The organism is Vibrio palustris (assembly GCF_024346995.1).
GTDB lineage: Bacteria > Pseudomonadota > Gammaproteobacteria > Enterobacterales > Vibrionaceae > Vibrio > Vibrio palustris.
In genome coordinates, this window is record NZ_AP024888.1 from 260638 (window position 1) to 283165 (window position 22528).

A 22528-nucleotide genomic window follows, 5' to 3' on the forward strand; every position below is an offset into this window, starting at 1 on the left:
CAACTCAGTGTACTTTATCTTATGATACTGATAAACCCGCATAAAAAGGACGAATAATGCCCACCAACAAGCTTTCTCATATTAATGTATTCCCAGTAAAATCTGTCGGCGGAATCACCATGTCTCAGGCTTGGGTAGAGAAACAAGGGCTCAGTTTCGATCGGCGTTTTATGCTGGCATATCCAGATGGCGGTATGTTAACCGCGCGCCGTCATCCCCAAATGGTCACAGTGCGTTCTGCGTTACTGCCCGATGGCTTACTCTTTTCAGCACCAAATTTGGTTGCGCGCCCGCTAACAATCCGTTATCAAGAGTTAGACTATAACGAAGTAAGTACTAACGTATGGAAAGATACATTTACGGCTTATTCGACTAATGAGCAGGCCAATCAATGGTTCAGCGAAGTGTTGGGTCAGCCGGTACAGTTATTATTTACTGGGGAGCAATCGCAACGTTTTCGCCAGAAGATCGGTCACAACGTGAGTTTTGCTGATGGCTATCCACTATTAGTGATCAGTCAAGGGTCGCTCGATGAACTTAATCGACGCAGTTCAGACATTCACGATATGACTCAATTTCGAACCAATCTGGTGGTGGCAGGCACGACGCCATTTATTGAAGACAGTTGGAAGCGAATTCGTATTGGTGATGTGGAGTTTTTATCGGTAAAACCGTGTGAACGCTGCGTAATGACGACGGTGGATACCAAGAACGGCCAGTTTCGCGCTAGTAAAGAGCCGCTAAAAACCTTATTAAGCTTTCGTGAGAATGCAAATGGTGGCGTTGATTTTGGGCAAAATTTAGTTGCGTTGAATGAAGGTATGATAAGCCTTGATGATGAGATAGAGGTGTTGGAGTACCACGAACCCATGAGCTATGCCGATCATAATATCGGCAAACACAAAATGACATGCGTGGCACGTGAAACGATGGCCCAAGATTTTGTTACCTTTTGGCTTCAGCCTAAGAGTGGCAAAACCTTTCATTATCATCCAGGGCAATCATTACCGATTGAGCTGCATATTGATGGTAAAACAGTGACACGCCATTATTCGTTGTCTTCAAGTCCAACACGTCCAGAACGATTGGCTATTTCTGTCAAACGTGTGGAAGGGGGGCGGGTATCGAATTGGCTCATGGACCATTTGCATGTCGGAGACACGTTAGTTGCTGGGGAGCCTGAAGGTAGCTTCCATTTGCCTAAAGACGCATCGCTCACACAGCCATTACTGCTGTTGTCAGCGGGCAGTGGCGTGACGCCAATGTTGTCTATCGTCCGGTATTTGGCGGATCGTAATCAATTGAACGATGTGGTGTTTTTCCATCAATGCCGCAGCAAAGCTGATATCCCATGTTTTGATGAACTTGGCGAACTCAATCAGCTGCACCCTGGGTTAACGGTACAACTCTGTTTAACTCAGCCGGATGCGGATTGGCATGGCCTGAAAGGCCGCTTATCTCTGTCTCATATTAAGCCAATTCATTATCTTACCAAGCGCCAAGTGTATGTGTGCGGACCAGAAGGGTTTATGCAAAAAGCCCATCACTTACTCGTGAAAAAAGGTTTACCTGAAAGCGCATATCACCAAGAGTCGTTTGGTGTAGTAAAAAAAGTCGCAGAGCCGTTTCAAGAACTGACATTAACGATTAACCAGCAACAAATATCAGGCAATAATCAGCAAACGCTGTTAGATCAAGCGGAAGGTGCTGGATTGTTTTTGGATTATAGCTGCCGTGCTGGTACTTGTGGGGCTTGTCTCGTGCATGTTAAATCGGGTGAAGTCGCGCAGCCTGAAGCGCCTGCCTTAAGCGAAGAAGAACGTCAGCAGGGTATGGCATTAGCGTGTTGTTGTGTACCGAAAACTGACGTTATTGTCGTCGCTGAGTAAAGCGTAGGCGTGAGCGTATCTAAGGCTCCGCTTTGGTTCAAAGAATCGAGGCATATAAGTCGTTTGGCTTATGTGCCTCTAAAATTCCAATTGATAATTTAGCGATAACCGATCACTACTTGCAGACAGAGACAACCCACGCATTACAAACCGCGATAGCACGGTTCCTGTGACACATCCCACCAAGTCGTAGCCAATATCGCTGCGACTGAATCCATTGTAAGCAATTTCATCACGTACTTCTTTTGCCACGCCAACCGCCATACATGTCGCGTTACTATAGAGTAAGTTATCAAAGTAAACTTCTGACGCTGCCCCAATGACAAACGAAGCCCCTGTGTGCTGAAAATCATCGCGTTCAGAATACCAGTTATTGGCATTGGCAAACGAGGACATCCCCATTAGCAGTAAGGCGATGAAAGTAGTTCCGCAGAGGCGGAGCTTGTTAATTGTCATTTTTATCAACTTATTCAAAGATATCAGACTGTAAGTCTAGAGCATAACGCTATAGTTGCCACTGCTGTGACGACGAATTCTCATGTAATCAAATAATATTTAGTGCCAAAATTGTGATATTAGACATGCATATTTAGCTCCTGAATACAAATGATGTTTCTATACTTTTGTCACCATAGTAAATATCGCTATGTACTGATACTTGAGAGGTCGTTGCCTATGTCTAATTCACCCCGTTTTCTTAGCCAGTTAAAAGGTCGCTTATTATTATTTTGGGTGGTTCCAACCATTCTAATTGTGTTTGCGGTTATATGGATCAATGCGGTGAATGAGTTAAATATTGCAAAGGAACGTGCTAAAAACTCTTTAATGAGTGACGCTAACAGTACCGCACAAATGCTTTTGATGGATAACCGATTAGCGGTACAAACTGCCAAAGTAATGGCTGAATCACAAAGTTCAGGCTTGTATGGCCAACGCGAAGCATCCAGTGCTTATGCGCGTAATGTTTTGAAAAATAACCCTATTTATACAGGTTCGTATTTTGGTTATGAACCAAACGGTGATGGCAATGATGCGCAGTACCGAGATAATACTCAAGTTGCGGCTGGACAAAGTGAACAAGGCCGGTTTATTCCATATTGGTACCGCGACAAAGATTCCTTGCAAGTTGCCCCTCTGACGTTAATGGAGACAGGCTTATATTATAACGGCCTTAAGCAACGGTTTTTGAAAAGTGGTAAAGCGCAAGGATTGATTACCGAGCCGTATAATTACGAAGGAACCATGCTGGTCGAACAGGTTTATCCGATTGTGATAGACGGAAAATTTGTCGGTATTGCGGGCGTGGATCGTGGATTAGCGTACATCGGTGATTTATTGGATCGCTTAAAAGCTGAATCGGGTAATGACTATATTCTCTTGAGCCGTGAAAACAAGGTCATTACTGCAACGCTAGATGAAGGATTGAAGACAAAAGCGATTCAAGATACACCTTATAACACGATTCTCTCTGATTGGATTGCGACTCCCCGTGATCATGAACACAAGAGTTCGCTGAAAGTTGCTCAAGATCCAGTTAATGATGTTGAGGCTTTTTATACCATGTCGACGATCGAAGAGGGAGATTGGATGCTGATTCAGGTGACGAAAGTTGATAGCCTGATGGCACCGTTGTATAAGAATATCTATCGTACATTGGCGATGGCTATCGCAGGAGCGGTATTGATTGCATTATTGTCATTCTATTTTGTGCGTTCGATTAGTAACCGAGTGAACAACTTAACGGATAAAGCACAGAAGATTGCAGCAGGGGATGTGACCAATCTAACATTGAAACGTATTGATCAATGCAAAGATGAAATCGACACGCTAGTCAATAATTTAGCCGAGGTACTAGATTCTTACAGTGGCATTAATCGGATGTGTAATGCGATTGCCAGCGGTGACTTCTCCATTCATTTGGAACCGCGTAGCGAGCACGATTCTGTTACCAAAGCGCTTAATGATATGGCAAAAAAACGTGAAGAGATCGAAGCGAATATGCTCAATCGAGCTCAGCGTATCAAAGACAGTACCGAAACACAGAATCGGGAAATCGAAAGTGTTTCCGCATCGGTTGATGGCATGAATACCACCATTGGTGAAGTGAGTAACATTGCTACAATTGCATCCGATAGTGCTCAAGAAACCGTAGTATCGGTCTCGGAAGTTAAAGTTTTATTGGGGAATGTAGTGTCAGAGTCGACCGTTTTAGCGGAGGAAATATCTCAGACCAGCGATGCGGTAAGCAAAGTCGCTAGCAGTAGTGAAGATATTACGCAGATCATCAATGTGATTAATGCTATTGCTGAACAAACGAATTTATTGGCGTTGAATGCGGCAATTGAAGCTGCACGAGCAGGTGAGCAAGGTCGTGGTTTTGCTGTGGTCGCGGATGAAGTTCGTAATTTAGCGGGGAAAACACAAAATTCAACCGAGCAAATTCAAACGCTCATTAACCAATTGAGCAAGAATGTTGATAATGCGGTGAACTTAGTTTCTCAAGGATTGGCGCGTGCAGAAAAAGGCAAAGAAGTCACGGTGCGATCGGACGAATCTTTGTCAGAAGTGACTGAACAAATTACTCGAATTAGCGAGCATATGGTTAGAGTCGCAGCCGCGGTTGATGAACAAAGCTCGACTTGTCATGAAATCAGCCGAAATATGACTGTTATTCATGATACTGCTCAAGCATTGAGTGATCTCACTAAAGCCTAATGTTTATAAAAAGAAAAAAGCAGCATTATGCTGCTTTTTTTCTTTATTTAGGGGATTTTTGGCACATTTTCTTACAGAAGTCGCTGAGCAATCACTTGCATCCATTGATCGGCGAAGTCTTGGTTATCGCCAAAAAGGTCTTGTATTATCGCTTCTGTTGATTGCCCTGACTGTTTTCGTTTGATCGCTTCTCTGACAAGTAATACCATATGCTGCTCTTGGGTTAAGCCAGTAAAGCAATCTGGTGTCCAAGTTGACATGGAGTTGGTTAATTGACTCTGTGATAATTGCGGTACCAAGTGAGTTACTTCGGCTTTCAATATTTGTGTTAATGGAACAAATAGTGAGTCATCACGGTCTACCTGTTGCAGCCTATCTAAAACAGATGCGCTTAAGTCAGTCGGTTTAACATAACCAGCTTGACGGGGGAATTCATCGCGTAGACGGACCGAAAAATCGACACGTGTATACGTTGTGTTCGGAAAACAGGTGAGTGCACACAAGCAATCTAACGGTATCCAAAAGCTTTGCCCTGCTTCAATGGCGTAATCATATTTGCCTAAACGGCAAAGCAATAGGCCGTGTTGGACGTGAATTAAGCTGTGTTTGCTCGCTCGCTTACGTGCAGTAACGTGTAATATAGGGAAATGGCGAGTGTCAGACTGAATCGCGTAGTTCATAGAGTACCTCGTGGTGCTAAGGCCGCTAGAGTACCGCTTCTTTAAAGAAAAACCAACTCGATACGAATTGAAACTTATCTTTTTGGTACGACCTGTTTAATTCTATCTTTGTGCAAGCGATAAAAGCGAGCAAGTGTAGATAGAATTGGGCCGCTTATTTATTTTTGCTATAAAAAACTTTGATGTAAAAAAACAATGACAACAAACACTGATCCATATTCTGATATTCGTCCTTACAATGATGACGAAATTCCTGCTGCGTTAAGCAGGTTGATCAACGATGAAGAGTTTATCTCGGCAATTTTGCAGCATCGTTTCGAACGCCAGCCAAGTTGGGTGAAATCTTTGATGAGCCCATTGGTAAAAATGTACTTGAAATTCAAATGGGCCAAACTGACTTCAGTTGAAGCAATACAACTTGAAGTGAAAAAGTACATGGATCTAACGTTAAGCCATACCACAGAAGGCGTTACATACAGTGGTTTGGATAAGTTAGATAAAGAAACGTCTTATTTGTTCATTTCCAACCATCGCGATATCGCCATGGATCCTGCACTGGTGAACTATGGCTTATATTCTCATGGCCATCGCACGGTACGCATTGCTATTGGTGACAACTTACTGAGCAAACCTTGTGCAACTGAACTTATGAGGCTCAATAAGAGTTTTATTGTTAAGCGTTCGATGAAAGGTCCGCGTGAGATGATGAAAGCACTCTCAACATTGTCGTCCTACATTAAGCATTCTCTTGATACCAGCAATTCGGTATGGATAGCGCAAAAGGAAGGGCGTGCAAAAGACGGTAATGATTATACCGATCCTGCGATTTTAAAAATGTTCCATGTGGAAGGGCGTAAACAAAAAATTGATTTTGGTGACTACGCACGCTTATTGAAAATTGTGCCGGTCTCTATTTCATACGAGTATGATCCATGTGACGTATCGAAAGCACGTGAGTTGTATGAGAAGGCAGAAACAGGTGCCTATGAAAAACGTGAGTTTGAAGATATTGAAAGTATTATTCAGGGCATTATTGGAGAAAAAGGTCGTGTGCATGTGACTTTTGGTGATGTGATTGAGCAGCATTGTGATACTCCGGAACTACTCGCAGAAGAAATTGACCGTCAGATACACGAACATTATAAATTATTTCCTATTCACTATTTGGCTAACGATCCACAGCGGGATGATGTTCCTGAAGACGTCAAAGCGATTTTAGATAAGAAATTAGCGCAGTTACCTAAAGAAGCGCACCCTTACTTGCTTGATAGTTATGCGAACCCAGTTCGTAACCGTAAGAATCATTCGTAAAGACAGAATGGATATCAACGGGTCTGGAGGGGCGAGTGTAGGGCAGTGACGCTGGCATATGAATAAGTAATAGAGAATAAAAAGAGAAGCATTGCTTCTCTTTTTTTTATTGATGCGGCCGAGCTATTTAGCGTGGTCATTGCTCACTTTGCTGGTAAGGCGTGATAAATATCTTGGGCTAATGGCAACAATTATCTACCTTATGGCGCAACCGCTCCGCCGAGTGTCAGTTGTTTTGGCCAATGACTGATACGATTTCCGCCTAAAAATATATTCCCATTAACGGTCATCTTATCTGGGAAGGCCGTAATTTTTGACCCACCAATGTAGAGATCACCTTGCACTACAATACCGTTGGGTAGCTCTGTCATAGGGGTACGGATGACACTTAAATCCCCTTTCACTCTGAGTCTTGCAGGCAATTTTGCTAGTGGTGTGTCGGTAAAATTAAGATAACCGCCGACTTTAATCCCGCGCGGCCAAGAGCGAAGCTGGCTACCAAGAAAATTGGCGTAACCGCGGATCACCACGCTACGAGGAACTTTAATTAAAGCGCTGTTAGATGCATCCAAACTGCCTTGTATGTTGAGTCCTTCAGGTAGGGTTTTCATCGGCGTTTTTGCAATGTTTAGGTTACCTTTGAGGAGTAAACCTGCAGGTAAAGCCGTAAACGGTTTGTTACGTAGATCAAGGTTACCGTAGTTATCTAAATAATTGAGAATATGGTAGCGATCTAAAACTTGTGACGTTACAGTAGAGCTAACGAGCAATAATAGGCTCATGAGAATGATATGGTGTCGTCGCATTGACTGTACATCCCAAACGTATTTAATACTTCAATGATAGCAAATAAACCGTATGAAGCGGAATGTGGCGTCAGTGAAGGTATGAAAAAATAAGCTGACGGAACCTACCTGACCAGGCTTGGGACAATCAGCCATAATGCACAACGTTTGGTTACAATGATTAACGAACCAAAGAACGTGATCTTAATTCAAAAATTATCTTTTCAGCACTGACTTCAAAAGTGAAGTTTGCGTGCAGCTCGGTCTCATTATTTGAAGTGGGATCAATTTCATAAGTCACGTTTTCATTGACTTCTTTCGCTAATGAAACGTATTTTTCAAACTCTTGTTGCAGTGTCGCTTTGTCGCTAGCAAATACAGAAACTGAAGCGATCTCGTCGCCTTCATTAATGATATAGCCGACTTCTCCGGCACAACCACATGCTTCACATACTTCTTCTTCTACATAATTTTCTGTACTCATGACACAATCCTCCCATAAAAAACAAGGTTATTTTACTCTCGTATTGGACGATTGCCAAACAGTAAAACCTGCAATGAATGAACTAGTTAAATGGATATACTTAGAAATAACTCTTTAATAAGGGATTAGTTTCTTATAGTATCAATAATGAGAATATATTGACAAAAACATCACTCTTGATTGTGGTTAATCACACAAGTATTTGTCATCGTCGGAAGTGAATCAGTGGAGCCAAGAGGGTAACAAACGGAATCCGTTTCCTTGGTCAGCTGATCATCATTTATCATTATTCAAATAGAGCTTATACAATGCCAAAGCGTAGCAAAGAAGATACGGAAGTTACCGTTCAAACGATTATGGATGCGGTTGTTGATCAACTGATAAGACTTGGTTATGACAAAATGTCATATACCACGCTGAGCCAACAAACAGGTATTTCACGTACTGGCATTAGTCACCACTTTCCTAAAAAAACGGATTTCGCATCATCGTTAGACGATCGTATTTTTAATATTATGGTCAGCCATTTAGATTTTTCACACAGTTTAGATACATTTGTGGAAAGTTGGCAAGAAGCGTTGATGAATGAAGAGTTTATCGCCTTATTACGCTTGGTATTCCATCATATCGTTTCTGCTGATCGTGGATATCATTTTGGTAAAGAAACCCTAGAACGTCTATTTGCGACGACAAAACAGCATTTTGGTGATGCATCTATTGAAAACGTTAAATGCTTAATGGGCGAATCGTTACTGGCCATGAGCGCTTAACCTGTACGAGTGAACAAAAACAGCCAAACACTGTGTTTGGCTGTCGTTGCACGAGGTTTGCGACCGTTATCCTCGCTAACTTGGCGTGATAACTAGTGGAAGTAATCCATTTTTTCATTCAAGTGAGCCGCTTGCCCAGCAAGGATTTTGGCGCGCTCAGTCGTTTGTTCACTGATCGCATGCGTGGTTCGATTTAAATCACTAATCTCTGATGCATTCACTGCAATTTCTTGAGAGACATTCGCTTGCTCCTCGGCAGTTGCGGCAATCGTATCGGCTTGTTGGGTAATATCATTGACCTGTGTGGTGATCAACGATAATGCATCACCTGCCTGCTCAGCCGACGCAAGTACACGAGTCGCACTTTCTTGGCTCGAGTGCATTAAGGCGACAGCTCGGTGCGTTGAAGTATTTAATGTCTCGATGATGCTAACGACATTTTTGACTGACTCTTGAGTTCGGCTTGCCAGCGTTCTCACCTCATCAGCGACAACGGCAAACCCTCGCCCTTGTTCTCCTGCGCGCGCGGCCTCTATGGCGGCATTGAGTGCTAATAAGTTGGTTTGTTCCGCAATGCCATCAATCATAGTCGTCACGGTTTGAATGCTTTGGCTATCGAGGCTGACTTGTTCAATCGCTTGGGACGACTGTCTTAGTTGCTCATTTAATTCGGTGATATCCGAGTGAACAGAATCAACGACTTGTGAGCCAGATTGAGCATTGATATCCGCTTGACGCACATTTTCAGCGATACTTTCGACTTGTGAGGCGACTTCTTGAGCTGATGTGGCCATTTCTTCTATTGCTGCCACCATTTGTTCCACTTGAGCTTGTTGAGCATGGCTATGCTTAAGGTTTTCTGAAGCATCCGCTTCGACATTGTCGGCATTATTATTGACTTCACTACTGGTATGTTTGATGTCTTCGACTAATTCACGTAGGCGTGTCGCCATGGCGGTCACATTATTATGCAGGCGCGCAACTTCGTTTTTAGTCCCCTCATCTTGAGCATGAATATCCAAACTGATATAGCCCGATTTTAGTTGTTCCATGTATCCTGAAACGCGAGTAAGCGGTCGCGTTAATTTGACGATAAACCAAGAAATGAGACACAAAGTGAGCAATCCGACAACCAGAGAAACAATAAAAATGTGCGTCAGAAGGGTATTGCTGTCCTCGGTAATCTCAGAAATGAACGTGCCGCCGAGTAGCTTCCAGTTCCAACCTTTTACCTCTGCATATACGAGATATTTTTCCCCAGATTGTTCGCCATGCTGATAAGGGAAGACAACCGTCCCGTTGCTTTGTGAGAATATATTCGCAAAGGGCGTGTGATTATCTGAATCAATGTATTCTTGGATAGGGGTATCACTGCGAGCAGAAGCTGGCGCCGATAAATAATGCCCCAGATTATGTGCGGAGCCATCGACAACTAGCGTATATCCCGTTTTTCCCCATTTGATATTATTGAGTGAAGTGAAAATCGACTGAGCCACTGTATCGATAGGCAAGCCAATGCAAATAATAGCGGTCGTTTGACCTTGTGAATTACGCATAGGGGCATAGTAGGTGATGTATTTCTGACCAAATAATGAAACGGCCGCGTAGTAGCTTTGTCCGCTCATTAGCTTGTTATAAGCCGGATGGTCGGTTCCCAACAATGTCCCGACTGCACGTTGCCCGTTTTGATTTTTCAATGAAGTAGACACGCGGAGCCAGTCTTGTCCTACAGGTGCAAATACTGTTGCTATCGCGCCAGTATCGCGAGTAAAACGGTCAACCAACGTATAGTTACCAATTAAGCTGTGTTCATCGATGGAGAGGTCATAGACATTATGACCGTGAAACGACACCCGTACTTGCTTACTTGATAAGCCATGCAAATAGCCATTTTGAAATGTTGATTCTAATTTTTTACTCGTCGTAAGATAAGCATCAAATTGACCAGACAAGCTTTCGGCGAGAGCCTCGATACGAGATTGTTGTTCTCTTAGAACCGACTTTAATAGTAACTCATCAGCATCTTGATACACCCAAGTCGCGATGGCCGAAAACGCGCATAATAAGCACAACGATATAATTAAACGGAGCTGAAATCCGACACTTTGCGTTCGGTAAAAGCGATACATACACAATCCTTGCTAATTGTTTTAATGGTGTGGGGGCTGGCCCCATGGCAGAAAGGAAAATAGCGTAAAGGACATATAAGAACTTTGATTTCGATTAATTATATTCTAAAAATTGCATAACAAATGACTAAAAAGTGTCTCATTATTAAGTATTATTACAGTAAGGCTTAATTTATTTGGGAAGAATAACTAGGTTTTGGCAGGAGAATGTTAAAAATAGGTAGACGAATGCAACACGTATTAAGTTGGCGTGGTGGCATCAATATCGACAAAACTTGTTAAAAGCATAACGATCGCAGAGGCAAGGAGTGGGGGTTGGTAACGAGAGGTGAGTAAGACAATGATGGATAAAAGTATACGAGCGTCGGGTTATCAGCTCCGATATAACAATAACCGACTCGAACAAATAACGAGGCCAGGGAACGCCTGACCTCAGTAGAGTAACACGTTCTATTTATCGAAGTGTTGTTTTAGCTTGGCAATGTGTTCAACCCCAATTCCACAGCAGCCACCGAGCAACGTTGCGCCATCATCGGCCCATTGCTGTGTCCAGTTGACATACGCTGGTGGTGTTAGATCGTCACGAACCACATCTAATTCTTCATTGGCGGCTGCGTCTTTTGACTGAGGCCCAAAGGCATTAGCGTAAGCGCCTAATTGGATATCTGATTGGCCTAAACGATGCAGGGTTTCTTTCGAAATGCGAATAGCCGCACTAATCACTTCTGGTTGACAACAGTTAAAGAGGATAGCCGACACGCCTTCATTGGCCATCGCTATAACGGCTTCTTCAACACTCTCTCCCGAGCGTAAGCGCGGAATATCTGTCTCAGCTTCATCTTCTAAGGTAAACGCTACCCAGAGTGGTTTATCGCTATATCCCAGTTTCTTCAATAATGAATTGATCGCTTTTGGCTCTGCAATCAAGCTTTGTGTTTCATTTAACCAAACATCAATATAAGGTGCGAGGCCTTCGATTAACGGTGTCGCAATCGTTTCAACATGCTCGGCTTGAAACAGATCCGCACGATAAGATCCAAACAACGGCGGTAACGAACCTGCGACGAGTGCTTGGTTATTAGTGTGGTTGACCGCTTGGCGTGCCATTTCGCCAGAACGTGCGGCAAGCTGCTGAGCTTCTTCTTTAAAACGTTGTTCGCCGATATGGAAAGGCACAAGAGCATAGCTGTTTGTTGTTACAACTTGAGAGCCAGCATTAATGAAGGCTTGATGCGCATCACGCACGAGATCTGGCGTTTCAATCAGTGCCAGAGCAGACCATTCTGGTTGACGAAACGGGGCGCCGAGTTTTTCAAGCTCACGACTCATACCGCCATCGAGAATACTGATGTTGTTTTTTGACATGTTACTTCCTCTGATTCAACCTGATTGTCATTACAGACGTTTAGATGGCTATAAATTTAAAGTGAATTACGCTGACATGCAACCATTAAATCTATAACTGAATGTAAATCACCATAATACGAGATAATAAAGAGTCGATAGGGTGAATCCCCAATCTTTGGTGACCGTGCTCACCTATTTTTCAAAGAAAAATTTTGTGGCTATCACCCCATAATATGGAGTGAATTTTTACAATCAAAAGATTTTTTGCAAAGTGAATTATTTGCTTTAAAGATTTGCAACTCTTGGCAAGCTCGCATAGCATACGATGGATAATTAGAATAATAGACCGTTATTTATATTCAGATGTCACAAAAATGTGGGAAAATCCCAGTAATCACTTTGAAGGATCTAAGGTGTTATGCGAAATTTTTCGTTTAAAAATAAAATAATAGCAGTAATAGTAGCCATTATCTTCATCACTATTCTCGTTTCTTACCTCAGTGTTAATTTTTATATTAGTCATTATATTGAGCGCACGGAAACACAAAGTATCAAACACAATATAAACTTAGTTAATAAAAAAATTGGCAATGAGCTAAATTCCAAAATTAAGTTAGCAAAAACGTTGCATTTTAGCATGATGGATATTGCTGAGACGCAAAAAAGCTCTGGCTTTTATCGTGTTATTAAAGTGGTCAATGGGTATGCGTTTGACGCCGCCGGAAATATGGATGACGATAAAGCAACGCCGTATGTGAAGATTGCCGATAACCAATCCCAACCCATAAAAATCTCTCCTGTTACTATGGAAGGTAACAAACCGACGTTAACCATTTCTATCCTGCGTGAAGATGAATCATTTGATTTTTTCACGGTAGATTTAAGTAAGCTGCAAGGCACTTTGACCTCTTATGCTCGAGAAGGCAGTTATGTTGAGCTCATTTCCCCTAATAATATTCCTATTTTCAGTAATAAACAGCCGGGCGATCTCACTAAAATCAGTCTACCGATTGATGTGGCAGGACAGTCATGGGAGTTGAACGGTTATATTAGTAACGACCGAATTCAAGCCAATACGAATAAGCTCAATTGGAAAATCACTATTGCATTGATTGTGTGCGCAATTGTTGTGATAAGTATTGGTGTGATTATTTTATCCTTGGCCTTTAAACCGTTGCTTCAACTCAAAACGGTTGTCGCTGAACTATCACAAGGTAATGGGGATTTAACCCAGCGTCTCGAGGTGGCATCAAAAGATGAAATCGGTCAAATCAGTGACTCAATCAATCAATTCATTGCTCAGTTACAGACGATGTTTATTGATGTTTCTAAATCGTCAGTGGATATTGATAATGCTGTGTCTCAATTAGGGACACAGGCTCGCGCGAATGTGACGGCGCTAGACGCGCATACAGTAGAAACCGAGCAGGTGATCACGGCAATTGAAGAAATGAATGCCACAGCAGGGTCTATTGCGCAGAGTGCGACTGACGCGGCGAAATTAACTGAGACCACGAGTTCTTATGCTGCTGAATCGAAAGTCGTGATTAATCAAGCGGTGGACAGCGTTAATGCACTGGAAGCGGATGTAACAGGAATGTCTGAGACTATTGCGACGATGAGCGCAGACACTCGACAGATTGAGCAAGTACTTGAGGTTATCGGTGACATTGCTGACCAAACTAATTTACTGGCACTTAACGCTGCGATTGAAGCGGCACGTGCAGGGGAGCAGGGACGAGGTTTTGCTGTAGTGGCGGACGAAGTGCGTGCCCTAGCCAGCCGGACTCAAGATAGTACAGGTAAAATCAACACCATGCTTAGTCAGCTACGTGGTACAACTGATGATGTTGTCGTCAAAATGGAATCCACACGCAGCAGTTGTGAAGCGACAGCGAATAATACCAATCAAGTGATGGAGTCGTTGAATACCATGACGCAATCGGTCATGGACATTAATGATTTGAATACGTTAATGGCCACCTCCGCAGAAGAGCAAAGCCATGTCACTGCTGAAATTAGCCGTAATATGGCACAGATTCAGGAATTGATTACGGAGTTAAATGAGAATGCCTCTAGCACGCATTCGATCAGTGATAGTTTAGGTGGGACTTCTCAAAACTTGTCTGGTGTTGTAGCGCAATTTAAAGTGCGCTAGCGAACGTAATAATGTATCAAAGAATCAAAAGGAACGCTTATTGCGTTCCTTTTTTTGTCTATCTCTTAGGCTTCACAAGTACCAAGTCCACCTCGTTGCTGTGCAAGAGCAACCCAGTGTTGGCGTATTTGATGAGGATCGTCTGGCACTTTATATTTATGGGCAAGCGTATTGGCCATTTTAAGTGCTGAGGGTTTGATTACGTAGTAGTAATTGAATGTCATAGACTGAATCCTCAAATAAGGTGATAGACAAAAAATAGAGGATGCTAAATAATTTAGCATCCTCCTTTGGTTGTATATTACCGTTTAAACTAGAAAATGACTCTCTAGTATTAGAGGTTTATACGTCGTAGGTAGTAGAAGCAGTATCGCCGCCTGTACCTGTCCAGTTAGTGTGGAAGAACTCACCACGTGGACGATCGAGACGCTCGTAAGTGTGTGCGCCGAAGTAGTCACGTTGAGCTTGTAGCAAGTTGGCTGGCAAACGAGCTGTGGTGTAACCGTCTAGGAAGCTAAGTGCTGAAGTAGTACAAGGCATTGGAATACCGACTTCCATCGATTTCGCTGCCACTTTACGCCATGCCGCTAAACAGTTATCTAAGATTCCTTTGAAGTACTCGTCAGAGCCTAGGAAAGCCAGTTCTGGATCTTTTGCGTACGCATCACGAATGTTACCTAAGAATGCAGAACGGATGATACAGCCACCACGCCACATAAGAGCCACGTTACCGTAGTTTAGATCCCAGTTATTTTCGTTAGACGCTTCACGCATTAGCATAAAGCCTTGCGTGTAAGAGATGATTTTTGACGCGAGTAGGGCTTGACGTAGTGCATCAATCCACTCTTGCTTATCACCTTCAACGGTAGTGTCTTTGCTACCAAACAGTTTCTCGGCAGCCACACGTTGATCTTTCAATGCAGATAGGCAACGAGAGAATACTGACTCAGAAATTAGCGTCAATGGGATGCCCATGTCCAATGCGTTGATGCCTGTCCACTTACCAGTACCTTTTTGACCAGCAGTATCTAGGATGCTATCAACCAGAGGGTTGCCTTGCTCATCTTTGTAACCCAAGATGTCGGCAGTGATTTCCACAAGGTAGCTATCTAGTTCGGTTTTATTCCAGTCAGCGAATACGGCTTGCATTTCATCGCCGCTCAGGCCAAGACCATCTTTCATGAATTGGTATGCTTCAGTGATCAACTGCATGTCACCGTATTCGATACCGTTATGAACCATTTTTACGAAGTGACCAGCACCATCGTTACCAACCCAATCACAACATGGTTCACCAGCGTCTGTTTTTGCTGAAATACCTTGGAAGATAGGCTTCACGGCTTCCCATGCTTCTGGTGAGCCACCTGGCATGATCGAAGGACCGAAACGTGCGCCTTCTTCACCACCAGAAACTCCAGTACCGATAAAGTGGATGCCTTTCTCACGTAGAGAAGCAACACGACGGTTAGTGTCTGGGTAGTTCGTATTACCACCATCAATGATGATGTCGCCTTTGTCCAATAGAGGAACCAAGTTATCGATAAACGTGTCAACGACTGCGCCAGCACGTACCATTAACATCACTTTGCGCGGTTTTTCTAATTTGTCTACTAACTCTTCAAGTGTATGCGCGCCAACAATGTTGGTATCTTTTGCTGGTCCTTCTAGGAATTCATCCACTTTTGCAGCTGTACGGTTATGCGCAACCACTTTAAAGCCATGGTCATTCATGTTTAGGATAAGGTTTTGACCCATCACTGCTAGGCCAATTACACCGATATCACCTTTCATTTTTGTTTCTCCTCACGCAATTTTTGCTGCTGCATCACTATCTAAAAACCACTCCGTATCTCCAATTTTTGACTGGATTTTAGCCGCAGGATATGGAAGTTCTGCAGACGGAGTAGTATGAATTTCTTGCACAATATCTTGTTTACCAGCGCCAAGAACTAGGTAGCTAATACGTTTTGCAGCTTCTAGTACTTTGGCTGTTTTTGAAATGCGTTTTTGTCCAGATTCTGGATGGCTCGCTACACACGCTAAACCGTCATCATTGTAATCCGTTTTATTCGGGAACAAAGAAGCAGTATGTCCATCAGGACCAACGCCGAGTAGGATCCAATCAAAGACAGGAGTGCCATCTTTTGTTGGCACGGTATCCGCCATTTCTTTCGCAAAACGATTCGCTTCTTGCTCTGGATCGTCTTCGCCTTTAATGCGATGAATGTTTTCAGCAGGAATATCAACTTGGGTAAACAGCAAAGTATTCGCTTCGCCAAAGTTGCTTTCCGCGTCATCAGGCGCCACGCAACGCTCATCACCCCACCAGAAATGCAGGTTTTTCCATTGGATGCTGGTTGCGTAAGCGTCTGTTGCGAGCAATTTGAACAACATCTTAGGCGTGCTACCGCCAGACAATGAGATGTGAACAGGTTGGCCTTGTTCACTATAGGCTTTCATTGTATCTGCGAGGTTTTCGACAACCTGAGAGGCTGATGGAAAAATTCTTGGTTTAATCATAATTCACAATAATCCGTATTAGTTAAGTTCTTACACGGGAAACGCCAATCGCGACCATCACGTTTAAGTAAATCGTCCGCTTCTTTAGGTCCCCACGTACCACTAGCATATCCATACAGCGCTTGTGGGTCTTGTTTGAAGTCAAGAATAGGTTGAACGAACTTCCAACATGCTTCAACTGCATCGGTACGAGCAAACAGAGTTGCATCACCATTGAGTGAATCCAGTAGAAGGCGCTCATAAGCCGTTAGCATTTTGGTTTCTTCTAACGAGGCATAGTGGAAGTCCATCGCGACTTCTTTTGCTTTGAAACCTGCCCCCGGCTCTTTAAGACCAAAGTTCATCAAAATGCCTTCATCAGGCTGAATACGGATGATCAGTTTGTTCTCTGGTGCTGTTTTATCAAAGGCTGGGTGTGGCGTACGTTTGAAGTGAATGGCTACTTCAGTCACACGAGTCGGTAAACGCTTACCTGAACGCACGTAGAAAGGCACACCATTCCAACGCCAGTTGTTGATAAACATTTTCAGAGCCATGTACGTCTCAGTGCGAGAGTCTTCAGCGACACCTTCTTCTTCACGGTAGCCTTTCAAGGACTGACCACGAACATTCGATTCAGTGTATTGCCCCAATACTAGATTGGTGCGTAAATCTTGTTCCGACAGTGGCTGTACGCTCTGAAGAACTTTGTTAACTTCATTACGAATGGAGTTAGAATCGATTTCTGATGGTGGCTCCATCGTCACCATTGCTAAGACTTGTAGCAAATGGTTTTGGAACATATCACGTACCGCGCCTGAGTTATCGTAGTAGCCACCACGACCTTCAACGCCTAAGAACTCTGAGCCGGTGATCTCAACGTAATCAATAAAATTACGGTTCCACAGTGGTTCAAACATACCGTTAGCAAAACGCAGTACCAGTAGGTTCTGTACGGTTTCTTTACCTAGGTAATGATCGATACGGTAGATTTGGCTTTCAGAGAAATGGCGATGTATTTCAATATCGAGTGACTGAGCAGATTCAAGATCATAGCCGAATGGTTTTTCAACAATGATACGTTTCCACCCTGTGGATTCATCGTTTAAGTTATGCGCGGCTAGGCAACCAGGAATGACACCATATAGGCTTGGAGGTGTGGCCAAGTAGAAAAGCGTATTGATTTGCTCAAACTTATAATGCTCAGAGAGACTTTCAAGGCGATCTTTTAGTTTCGCGTATTCTTGTTCTTCTGATGTATTAAGTGATTGGTAGTGAATATGTTCACAAAACTTTTCTAACGTCTCTGGCTCCGTTTTTTCAAGCTCTTGCATGGAGCGTTTCAATTTTTCTCGGTATGACTCGTCACTGTATTCGGTACGGCTCACTCCAAGAATTGCGAAGGATTCAGGAAGTTGGTTGCTCGCGTACAAGTGATAAAGCGCCGGAATTAGTTTCCGGTAAGTTAAATCTCCCGAGGCACCAAAAATTACGATGCTACTGTTATCTGGTATTACCATCATCTTTCCCTTAAAAACGAGGTATCAAGCATTGAGCTTCAACGTAGCAGCACAATACACAAAGCTAAAGTAGGCTGTCTCTATCAATGATATAGGCAAAACCAATAAACTCTGATGAACAGAGTTTTCGTTACCGACTTTAATCCAAAGTAGACAGACCTAAACCAGTATTGTCTACGACTCTTTGACATACATCAACTATTCTTGGTTATATATCAGAACTTTCCAGTGAAAATCTTGAGCACTGTTTGATTTTAGGCAACTAAAATAAAAAAAATATCCACAGCTGCTTAATAAATGATCGAGCACCAATGGATACCGTTAATGATTTCATTACGTTATGTTCATTGTTCACGTATGTAATCTTTTGTTTTCTTTATCAATGCTGCCTTATCAACCAGATCGCACTGTGTGTTGTCGAGGTGATTAGCCGCATATTCTAAGTAGACCTCTTGTTCCAAAAACAGCAAATATAACTTAGGATCTAGATGTCCTGACGTGGCCATATGCGTCATGATGGCCAGAGACTCACTCAACGTTTTGGCCTTTTTATAGGGTCTGTCCGATGAGGTTAAGGCTTCAAACACATCCGCAATGGCCATAATCCTTGCCTGTACCGACATATCTTTCTCACTTAACCCCTGAGGATAGCCTTGACCGTTTACATGCTCATGATGACCGCCAGCAATTTCAGGAACTTGGCGTAAGTATTTGGGGTATGGTAATTTTTTTAGCATCATTATTGTTTGAATAATATGATCGTTAATGATGAAGCGCTCTTCAGGCGTTAAAGTGCCAGAACGAATGGATAAGTTATACAGCTCGCCACGATTGTAGCGTAGTTCCCCTGGTTTCAAATTAAACGACTGTTGCTCGGTAAAGTGCACCTGAGTATTTACCCATGGTATGCGGTGGGACTCTTTATCACTTAGCAGAGGTTCCATCACGGGTAGGGCTTGTGATTCGGTGTTTACACGTTGTTGTTCTAGCCAAGAAATTCCGCTGCGATCATCAATTGTGCGCTTCCAGCGACGCTTAGCAATCACCTGTAAACGTTCAACCGCAGCATCCGATAATTGTTCACTGCCTTGATTGCACTCTGCAATAAACGCAAAGTCTTCATCGAGCTCGGTAAGTGTTTGAGCTAATTGTTTATCCAGTTGTGCTTTGCTACCGCCTTGATATAAATTGCGCCAGTAGTCGGCTTCTGCTTGGCTTTTTAAGACTTCGACTCGCGTGCGTATTTCATGGATACGATCATGGATGGTTTCTAATTTGGTGGCTTTATCGATGACATATTCTGGCGTCGTGATTTTGCCGCAATCATGGAGCCAAGAGGCGAGCTTCAACTCTGTCCAACGGTCTTTACTCATCATAAATTGTGGGAAATATTTTTGGTCTTCATCCGCTACTTGAGCTAAGGCTTGGGTTATATAAGGCACTCGCTGGCAGTGGCCGCTGGTAAAGGGCGATTTGGTATCAATCGCAGAGGCAATCAGTTCGACGAACGAATCCAACATATCTTTTTGTTGCTGCATATTATCAATATTATCTTTGGCAATTTCAGCAAAGCTCAGCAATTCGCGTAAAAATGCATGCTTTTCAAGGTAAGGTTTCTCAACACCGCGCTCGTACCCCACATTGAGAACGCCAATTAATTGACCTTCTCTGTTCAGTAATGGAAAGAGGTAAATATCTGAATTGAAAAGCTGGTTATGAAAACGTCTTAATAAGTTGTCGTCACGTTTTAAATGTACAGTATTCCCTTGTCGTAAATCAGAGAAAATCCAAGGGGTGCTATTAAGCAATACGTCTAAGTCAATTTTAAAAGGAATAATCGCGTGGTTAGCGACCACCGAAAAATGTGACGTCTCTTCTTCGTATGAATATAAAATGATGGTTTCAGCTTTGGTGATTATATAGCTTTGTTGCGTAATGGTTTTGGCGAGTGAATCAAAGTCATTATTTGCTGCGGTTTCATGAAGCAGCTTGATCAAATCACTTAAGGTATGCTCCATTAGCTGGATCGAATGCGTTAACTCATTCAGCTCGGTAATCATGGTATGTGGGTAATGTGTCTTTTTAAAATCGAAATGTGCAATATTGCCTGTTAATTGCACTAAGCGTTTCATTGGTTTAGCGATACGTCGTGATACAAACAAAACGATGACGAAACAGACGAAGAGCAACCCAATCGCGAGCGCAACTTGCGTATCACGCACCAAAAGCAGCTTCGAGAGGATATCATTATGGCGCACGGCTTCTGCTAGGCGCACTTCCATATCTGGAGTAATGCGGATTGGCGTTAATGATACCGACCACATTTCGCCATCATACTCTCGGTCTTCATAAATCGTACGTGGGCTCGCGCGATTGAAAATATCATGGAAGATACTATCGCGCAGTGCGGCCTTATAGTCGCTTTTGTGCTCATTGAGCCTGAGGTTGGTATTATGCTCAGCGATAGGTAATGAATGACTGTCAAAGATAATCATTTTTGAAGCAGGATATTTGGCCATCGAGGTCAGTTTGCTCGAGAGAGAATCTAACGTGAAATCGGCGCCGACCACATGCTTACCATCGGCAGAGCTTCGTGAGAGCGTAATACCATAAGATTGTAGAAAATAAAAAAAGTAAGGTTGTGTTATCGATATACGGTTGCTATCGACACTGGCTTTATACCAAGGACGTGAGCGCGGATCGAACACGTTATCCGTGCTGTTATGAAAATCAATTTGTTGAATTTTATCATTAAAAAAGAACACTTCACTGGTGCCATCCAGTTTGGTTTTATTCAGGTACAGTATGGCCGTTTTAGGGGCTTGAAATTTTTGTCTTGCTTGTTGATCAAACAAAGGCCGAATCATGGTGAAGTCACCATTATCACTACCAAAATAAACCGCGACTAAAGCCGAGTTACGCAGAAAGGATTGATGAACGGCGGCTAGCCAGCGCCACTTTGCAGCCCCGAGGTCGTCGCCATGTACGACGCTACTATACGCCATGAAATCTAGAGTCGAAAAAATTGGCGCCATATTTTCATGCAGCTCAGATTCAATCTTTTTACTATTTTCTAGGCTTAATGCTTTCGCGCTACCTTGTAACAGAGTATGGGTATATTGAAAGCTCACAAAGATGAGAACCGCGCTGAAAAAAGTCATAAGGATTAAAAACAATGTGCTGATATGAATACTTAAAGGATATCGGCGTAATGGCATGGTCCGGCTCTATATTGGGTTAGTGACACTAAGTATTGTTCACAGGATGTAGGTTGCAAAAGTAACGAGAGAAAAGGTGAACTAGGCGAGTCTTCTGTGTAACTGACAAAAATGTTGCATTGATTGGGGGGGCGACACAGCAATGCAATGTTTTGTATTTAGGATGAGAGAAAACACAGTGTGCTTTGGTAAAAGCCAGCTCCACTGATACACTTTTCCCATACACATGGAAGGATAAAATAATGAAAATTGCTGTAGATACCCATACTCATACTTACGCCAGTGGCCACGCGTATAGCACCTTGATTGAAAACGCACGCGCTGCCAATGAGCGCGGAATTGCGTTATTTTGTACCACAGATCATGCCTCTGAGATGCCCGGTGCCCCTCATCATTGGTTTTTTGCCAATCAAAAAATACTTCCTCGCTTTCTTGAGGGCGTTGGGATAGTGCGTGGAGTGGAAGCGAATATCATGAATCAACAAGGTGATGTGGATACACCAGAGATGGTTGACCAACGTCTAGATTGGATGATTGGTAGCTTGCACGAGCCGGTGGTGAGAGCGGGAAGTCAGGAGCAACAAACCGAGATGTTGATGAATGTGATTAAGCAAGGACGTGTGGATGCTCTCGGACATTTAGGCAACCCTAATTATGACTTTGATTTTGCCGCCGTGGTTGAGTGCGCGGTTCAATATAATGTCGCGATTGAGCTCAATAACAGCAGCTTACAAGGCCATAGCCGTGTGGGGAGTAAACCACGCTGTTATGAGATTGCCAAAATCGCACAACAAAAAGGCGCGTTTATTACGACGGGTAGTGATGCACACTTTTGCTCATACATCGGTGGGTTCGACGAAGTCCTCGCGCTTATTAATGAGGTTAACATTCCAGCCGAAAAAATCATCACTCACAGCCCGCGTCAGTTCTTAGATTTCTTGCAATTAAGAGGGCGTACCCCGATTGATGAGTTTGAATTACATTTTGAATAACGTATTGTAAGCGGTAGCCGTAATTGATCAT

17 protein-coding genes are annotated in these 22528 nt (G+C 43.1%); 6 read left to right on the plus strand and 11 right to left on the minus strand.

What is annotated here, in order from left to right; translation table 11 throughout:
- Positions 1 to 56 precede the first annotated feature (56 nt).
- Positions 57 to 1889, plus strand: coding sequence for a hybrid-cluster NAD(P)-dependent oxidoreductase (locus OCU30_RS13580; RefSeq protein ID WP_077314517.1), 1833 nt, complete (start codon positions 57 to 59; stop codon positions 1887 to 1889).
- 78 nt (positions 1890 to 1967) lie between these two features.
- Here the strand turns inward: OCU30_RS13580 and OCU30_RS13585 are convergent, their stop codons facing one another.
- Positions 1968 to 2345, minus strand: coding sequence for a hypothetical protein (locus OCU30_RS13585; RefSeq protein WP_139343486.1), 378 nt, complete (start codon positions 2343 to 2345; stop codon positions 1968 to 1970).
- 219 nt (positions 2346 to 2564) lie between these two features.
- On the opposite strand from OCU30_RS13585, the gene OCU30_RS13590 reads away from it, so the two are divergent.
- Positions 2565 to 4604, plus strand: coding sequence for a methyl-accepting chemotaxis protein (locus tag OCU30_RS13590; RefSeq protein ID WP_159439133.1), 2040 nt, complete (start codon positions 2565 to 2567; stop codon positions 4602 to 4604).
- Positions 4605 to 4675: 71 nt separating this feature from the next.
- On the opposite strand, the gene OCU30_RS13595 is transcribed toward OCU30_RS13590, so the two are convergent.
- Complete coding sequence (locus tag OCU30_RS13595; protein WP_077314514.1) at positions 4676 to 5284, minus strand: AraC family transcriptional regulator; 609 nt, start codon at positions 5282 to 5284, stop codon at positions 4676 to 4678.
- A 195-nt stretch (positions 5285 to 5479) separates the two neighbouring features.
- Here OCU30_RS13595 and OCU30_RS13600 point away from each other — a divergent pair, with 195 nt between their 5' ends.
- Positions 5480 to 6595: a 1-acyl-sn-glycerol-3-phosphate acyltransferase gene (locus tag OCU30_RS13600; protein ID WP_077314513.1), complete on the plus strand. Its 1116-nt coding sequence runs from the start codon at positions 5480 to 5482 to the stop codon at positions 6593 to 6595.
- A 200-nt stretch (positions 6596 to 6795) separates the two neighbouring features.
- Here OCU30_RS13600 and OCU30_RS13605 read toward each other — a convergent pair whose 3' ends face one another.
- Together OCU30_RS13605 and OCU30_RS13610 are read right to left on the minus strand one after the other, a co-directional pair.
- On the minus strand, positions 6796 to 7377 hold the full coding sequence (locus OCU30_RS13605; protein WP_420856690.1) for a hypothetical protein: 582 nt from the start codon (positions 7375 to 7377) through the stop codon (positions 6796 to 6798).
- A gap of 184 nt (positions 7378 to 7561) precedes the next feature.
- Positions 7562 to 7864 (minus strand): DUF406 family protein, encoded by a 303-nt coding sequence (locus OCU30_RS13610; RefSeq protein WP_077314511.1) that lies wholly within the window; start codon positions 7862 to 7864, stop codon positions 7562 to 7564.
- A 308-nt stretch (positions 7865 to 8172) separates the two neighbouring features.
- Here OCU30_RS13610 and OCU30_RS13615 point away from each other — a divergent pair, with 308 nt between their 5' ends.
- On the plus strand, positions 8173 to 8634 hold the full coding sequence (locus tag OCU30_RS13615; protein WP_077314510.1) for a TetR/AcrR family transcriptional regulator: 462 nt from the start codon (positions 8173 to 8175) through the stop codon (positions 8632 to 8634).
- A 92-nt stretch (positions 8635 to 8726) separates the two neighbouring features.
- Here the strand turns inward: OCU30_RS13615 and OCU30_RS13620 are convergent, their stop codons facing one another.
- Together OCU30_RS13620 and OCU30_RS13625 are read right to left on the minus strand one after the other, a co-directional pair.
- On the minus strand, positions 8727 to 10763 hold the full coding sequence (locus OCU30_RS13620) for a methyl-accepting chemotaxis protein (protein ID WP_077314509.1): 2037 nt from the start codon (positions 10761 to 10763) through the stop codon (positions 8727 to 8729).
- 450 nt (positions 10764 to 11213) lie between these two features.
- A complete protein-coding gene (locus OCU30_RS13625; protein ID WP_205408803.1) occupies positions 11214 to 12128 on the minus strand; it encodes a homocysteine S-methyltransferase family protein in 915 nt (304 codons plus the stop codon).
- A gap of 400 nt (positions 12129 to 12528) precedes the next feature.
- Between OCU30_RS13625 and OCU30_RS13630 the strand changes: the two genes are divergently transcribed.
- A complete protein-coding gene (locus tag OCU30_RS13630) occupies positions 12529 to 14268 on the plus strand; it encodes a methyl-accepting chemotaxis protein (RefSeq protein ID WP_077314508.1) in 1740 nt (579 codons plus the stop codon).
- 65 nt (positions 14269 to 14333) lie between these two features.
- Here the strand turns inward: OCU30_RS13630 and OCU30_RS13635 are convergent, their stop codons facing one another.
- From OCU30_RS13635 to OCU30_RS13655, 5 genes are all read right to left on the minus strand, one after another.
- Positions 14334 to 14492 carry a hypothetical protein gene (locus OCU30_RS13635; RefSeq protein WP_159439132.1) on the minus strand — a complete coding sequence of 53 codons (159 nt, stop codon included), beginning with the start codon at positions 14490 to 14492 and terminating at the stop codon, positions 14334 to 14336.
- A gap of 118 nt (positions 14493 to 14610) precedes the next feature.
- Entirely contained in the window at positions 14611 to 16059 is a 1449-nt protein-coding gene (gene gnd / locus OCU30_RS13640) for a decarboxylating NADP(+)-dependent phosphogluconate dehydrogenase (protein ID WP_077314507.1), read from the minus strand.
- Between the two features lie 12 nt (positions 16060 to 16071).
- Entirely contained in the window at positions 16072 to 16788 is a 717-nt protein-coding gene (gene pgl, locus OCU30_RS13645; RefSeq protein WP_077314506.1) for a 6-phosphogluconolactonase, read from the minus strand.
- A complete protein-coding gene (zwf, locus tag OCU30_RS13650; protein WP_077314505.1) occupies positions 16785 to 18287 on the minus strand; it encodes a glucose-6-phosphate dehydrogenase in 1503 nt (500 codons plus the stop codon). Before zwf ends, pgl begins: the two co-directional genes overlap by 4 nt.
- A 344-nt stretch (positions 18288 to 18631) precedes the next feature.
- The gene (locus OCU30_RS13655) at positions 18632 to 21505 is read right to left on the minus strand and encodes an HD domain-containing phosphohydrolase (RefSeq protein ID WP_077314504.1); all 2874 of its coding nucleotides are present in this window, start codon (positions 21503 to 21505) and stop codon (positions 18632 to 18634) included.
- A gap of 242 nt (positions 21506 to 21747) precedes the next feature.
- Between OCU30_RS13655 and OCU30_RS13660 the strand changes: the two genes are divergently transcribed.
- The gene (locus tag OCU30_RS13660; RefSeq protein WP_077314503.1) at positions 21748 to 22497 is read left to right on the plus strand and encodes a phosphatase; all 750 of its coding nucleotides are present in this window, start codon (positions 21748 to 21750) and stop codon (positions 22495 to 22497) included.
- Positions 22498 to 22528: the final 31 nt, after the last annotated feature.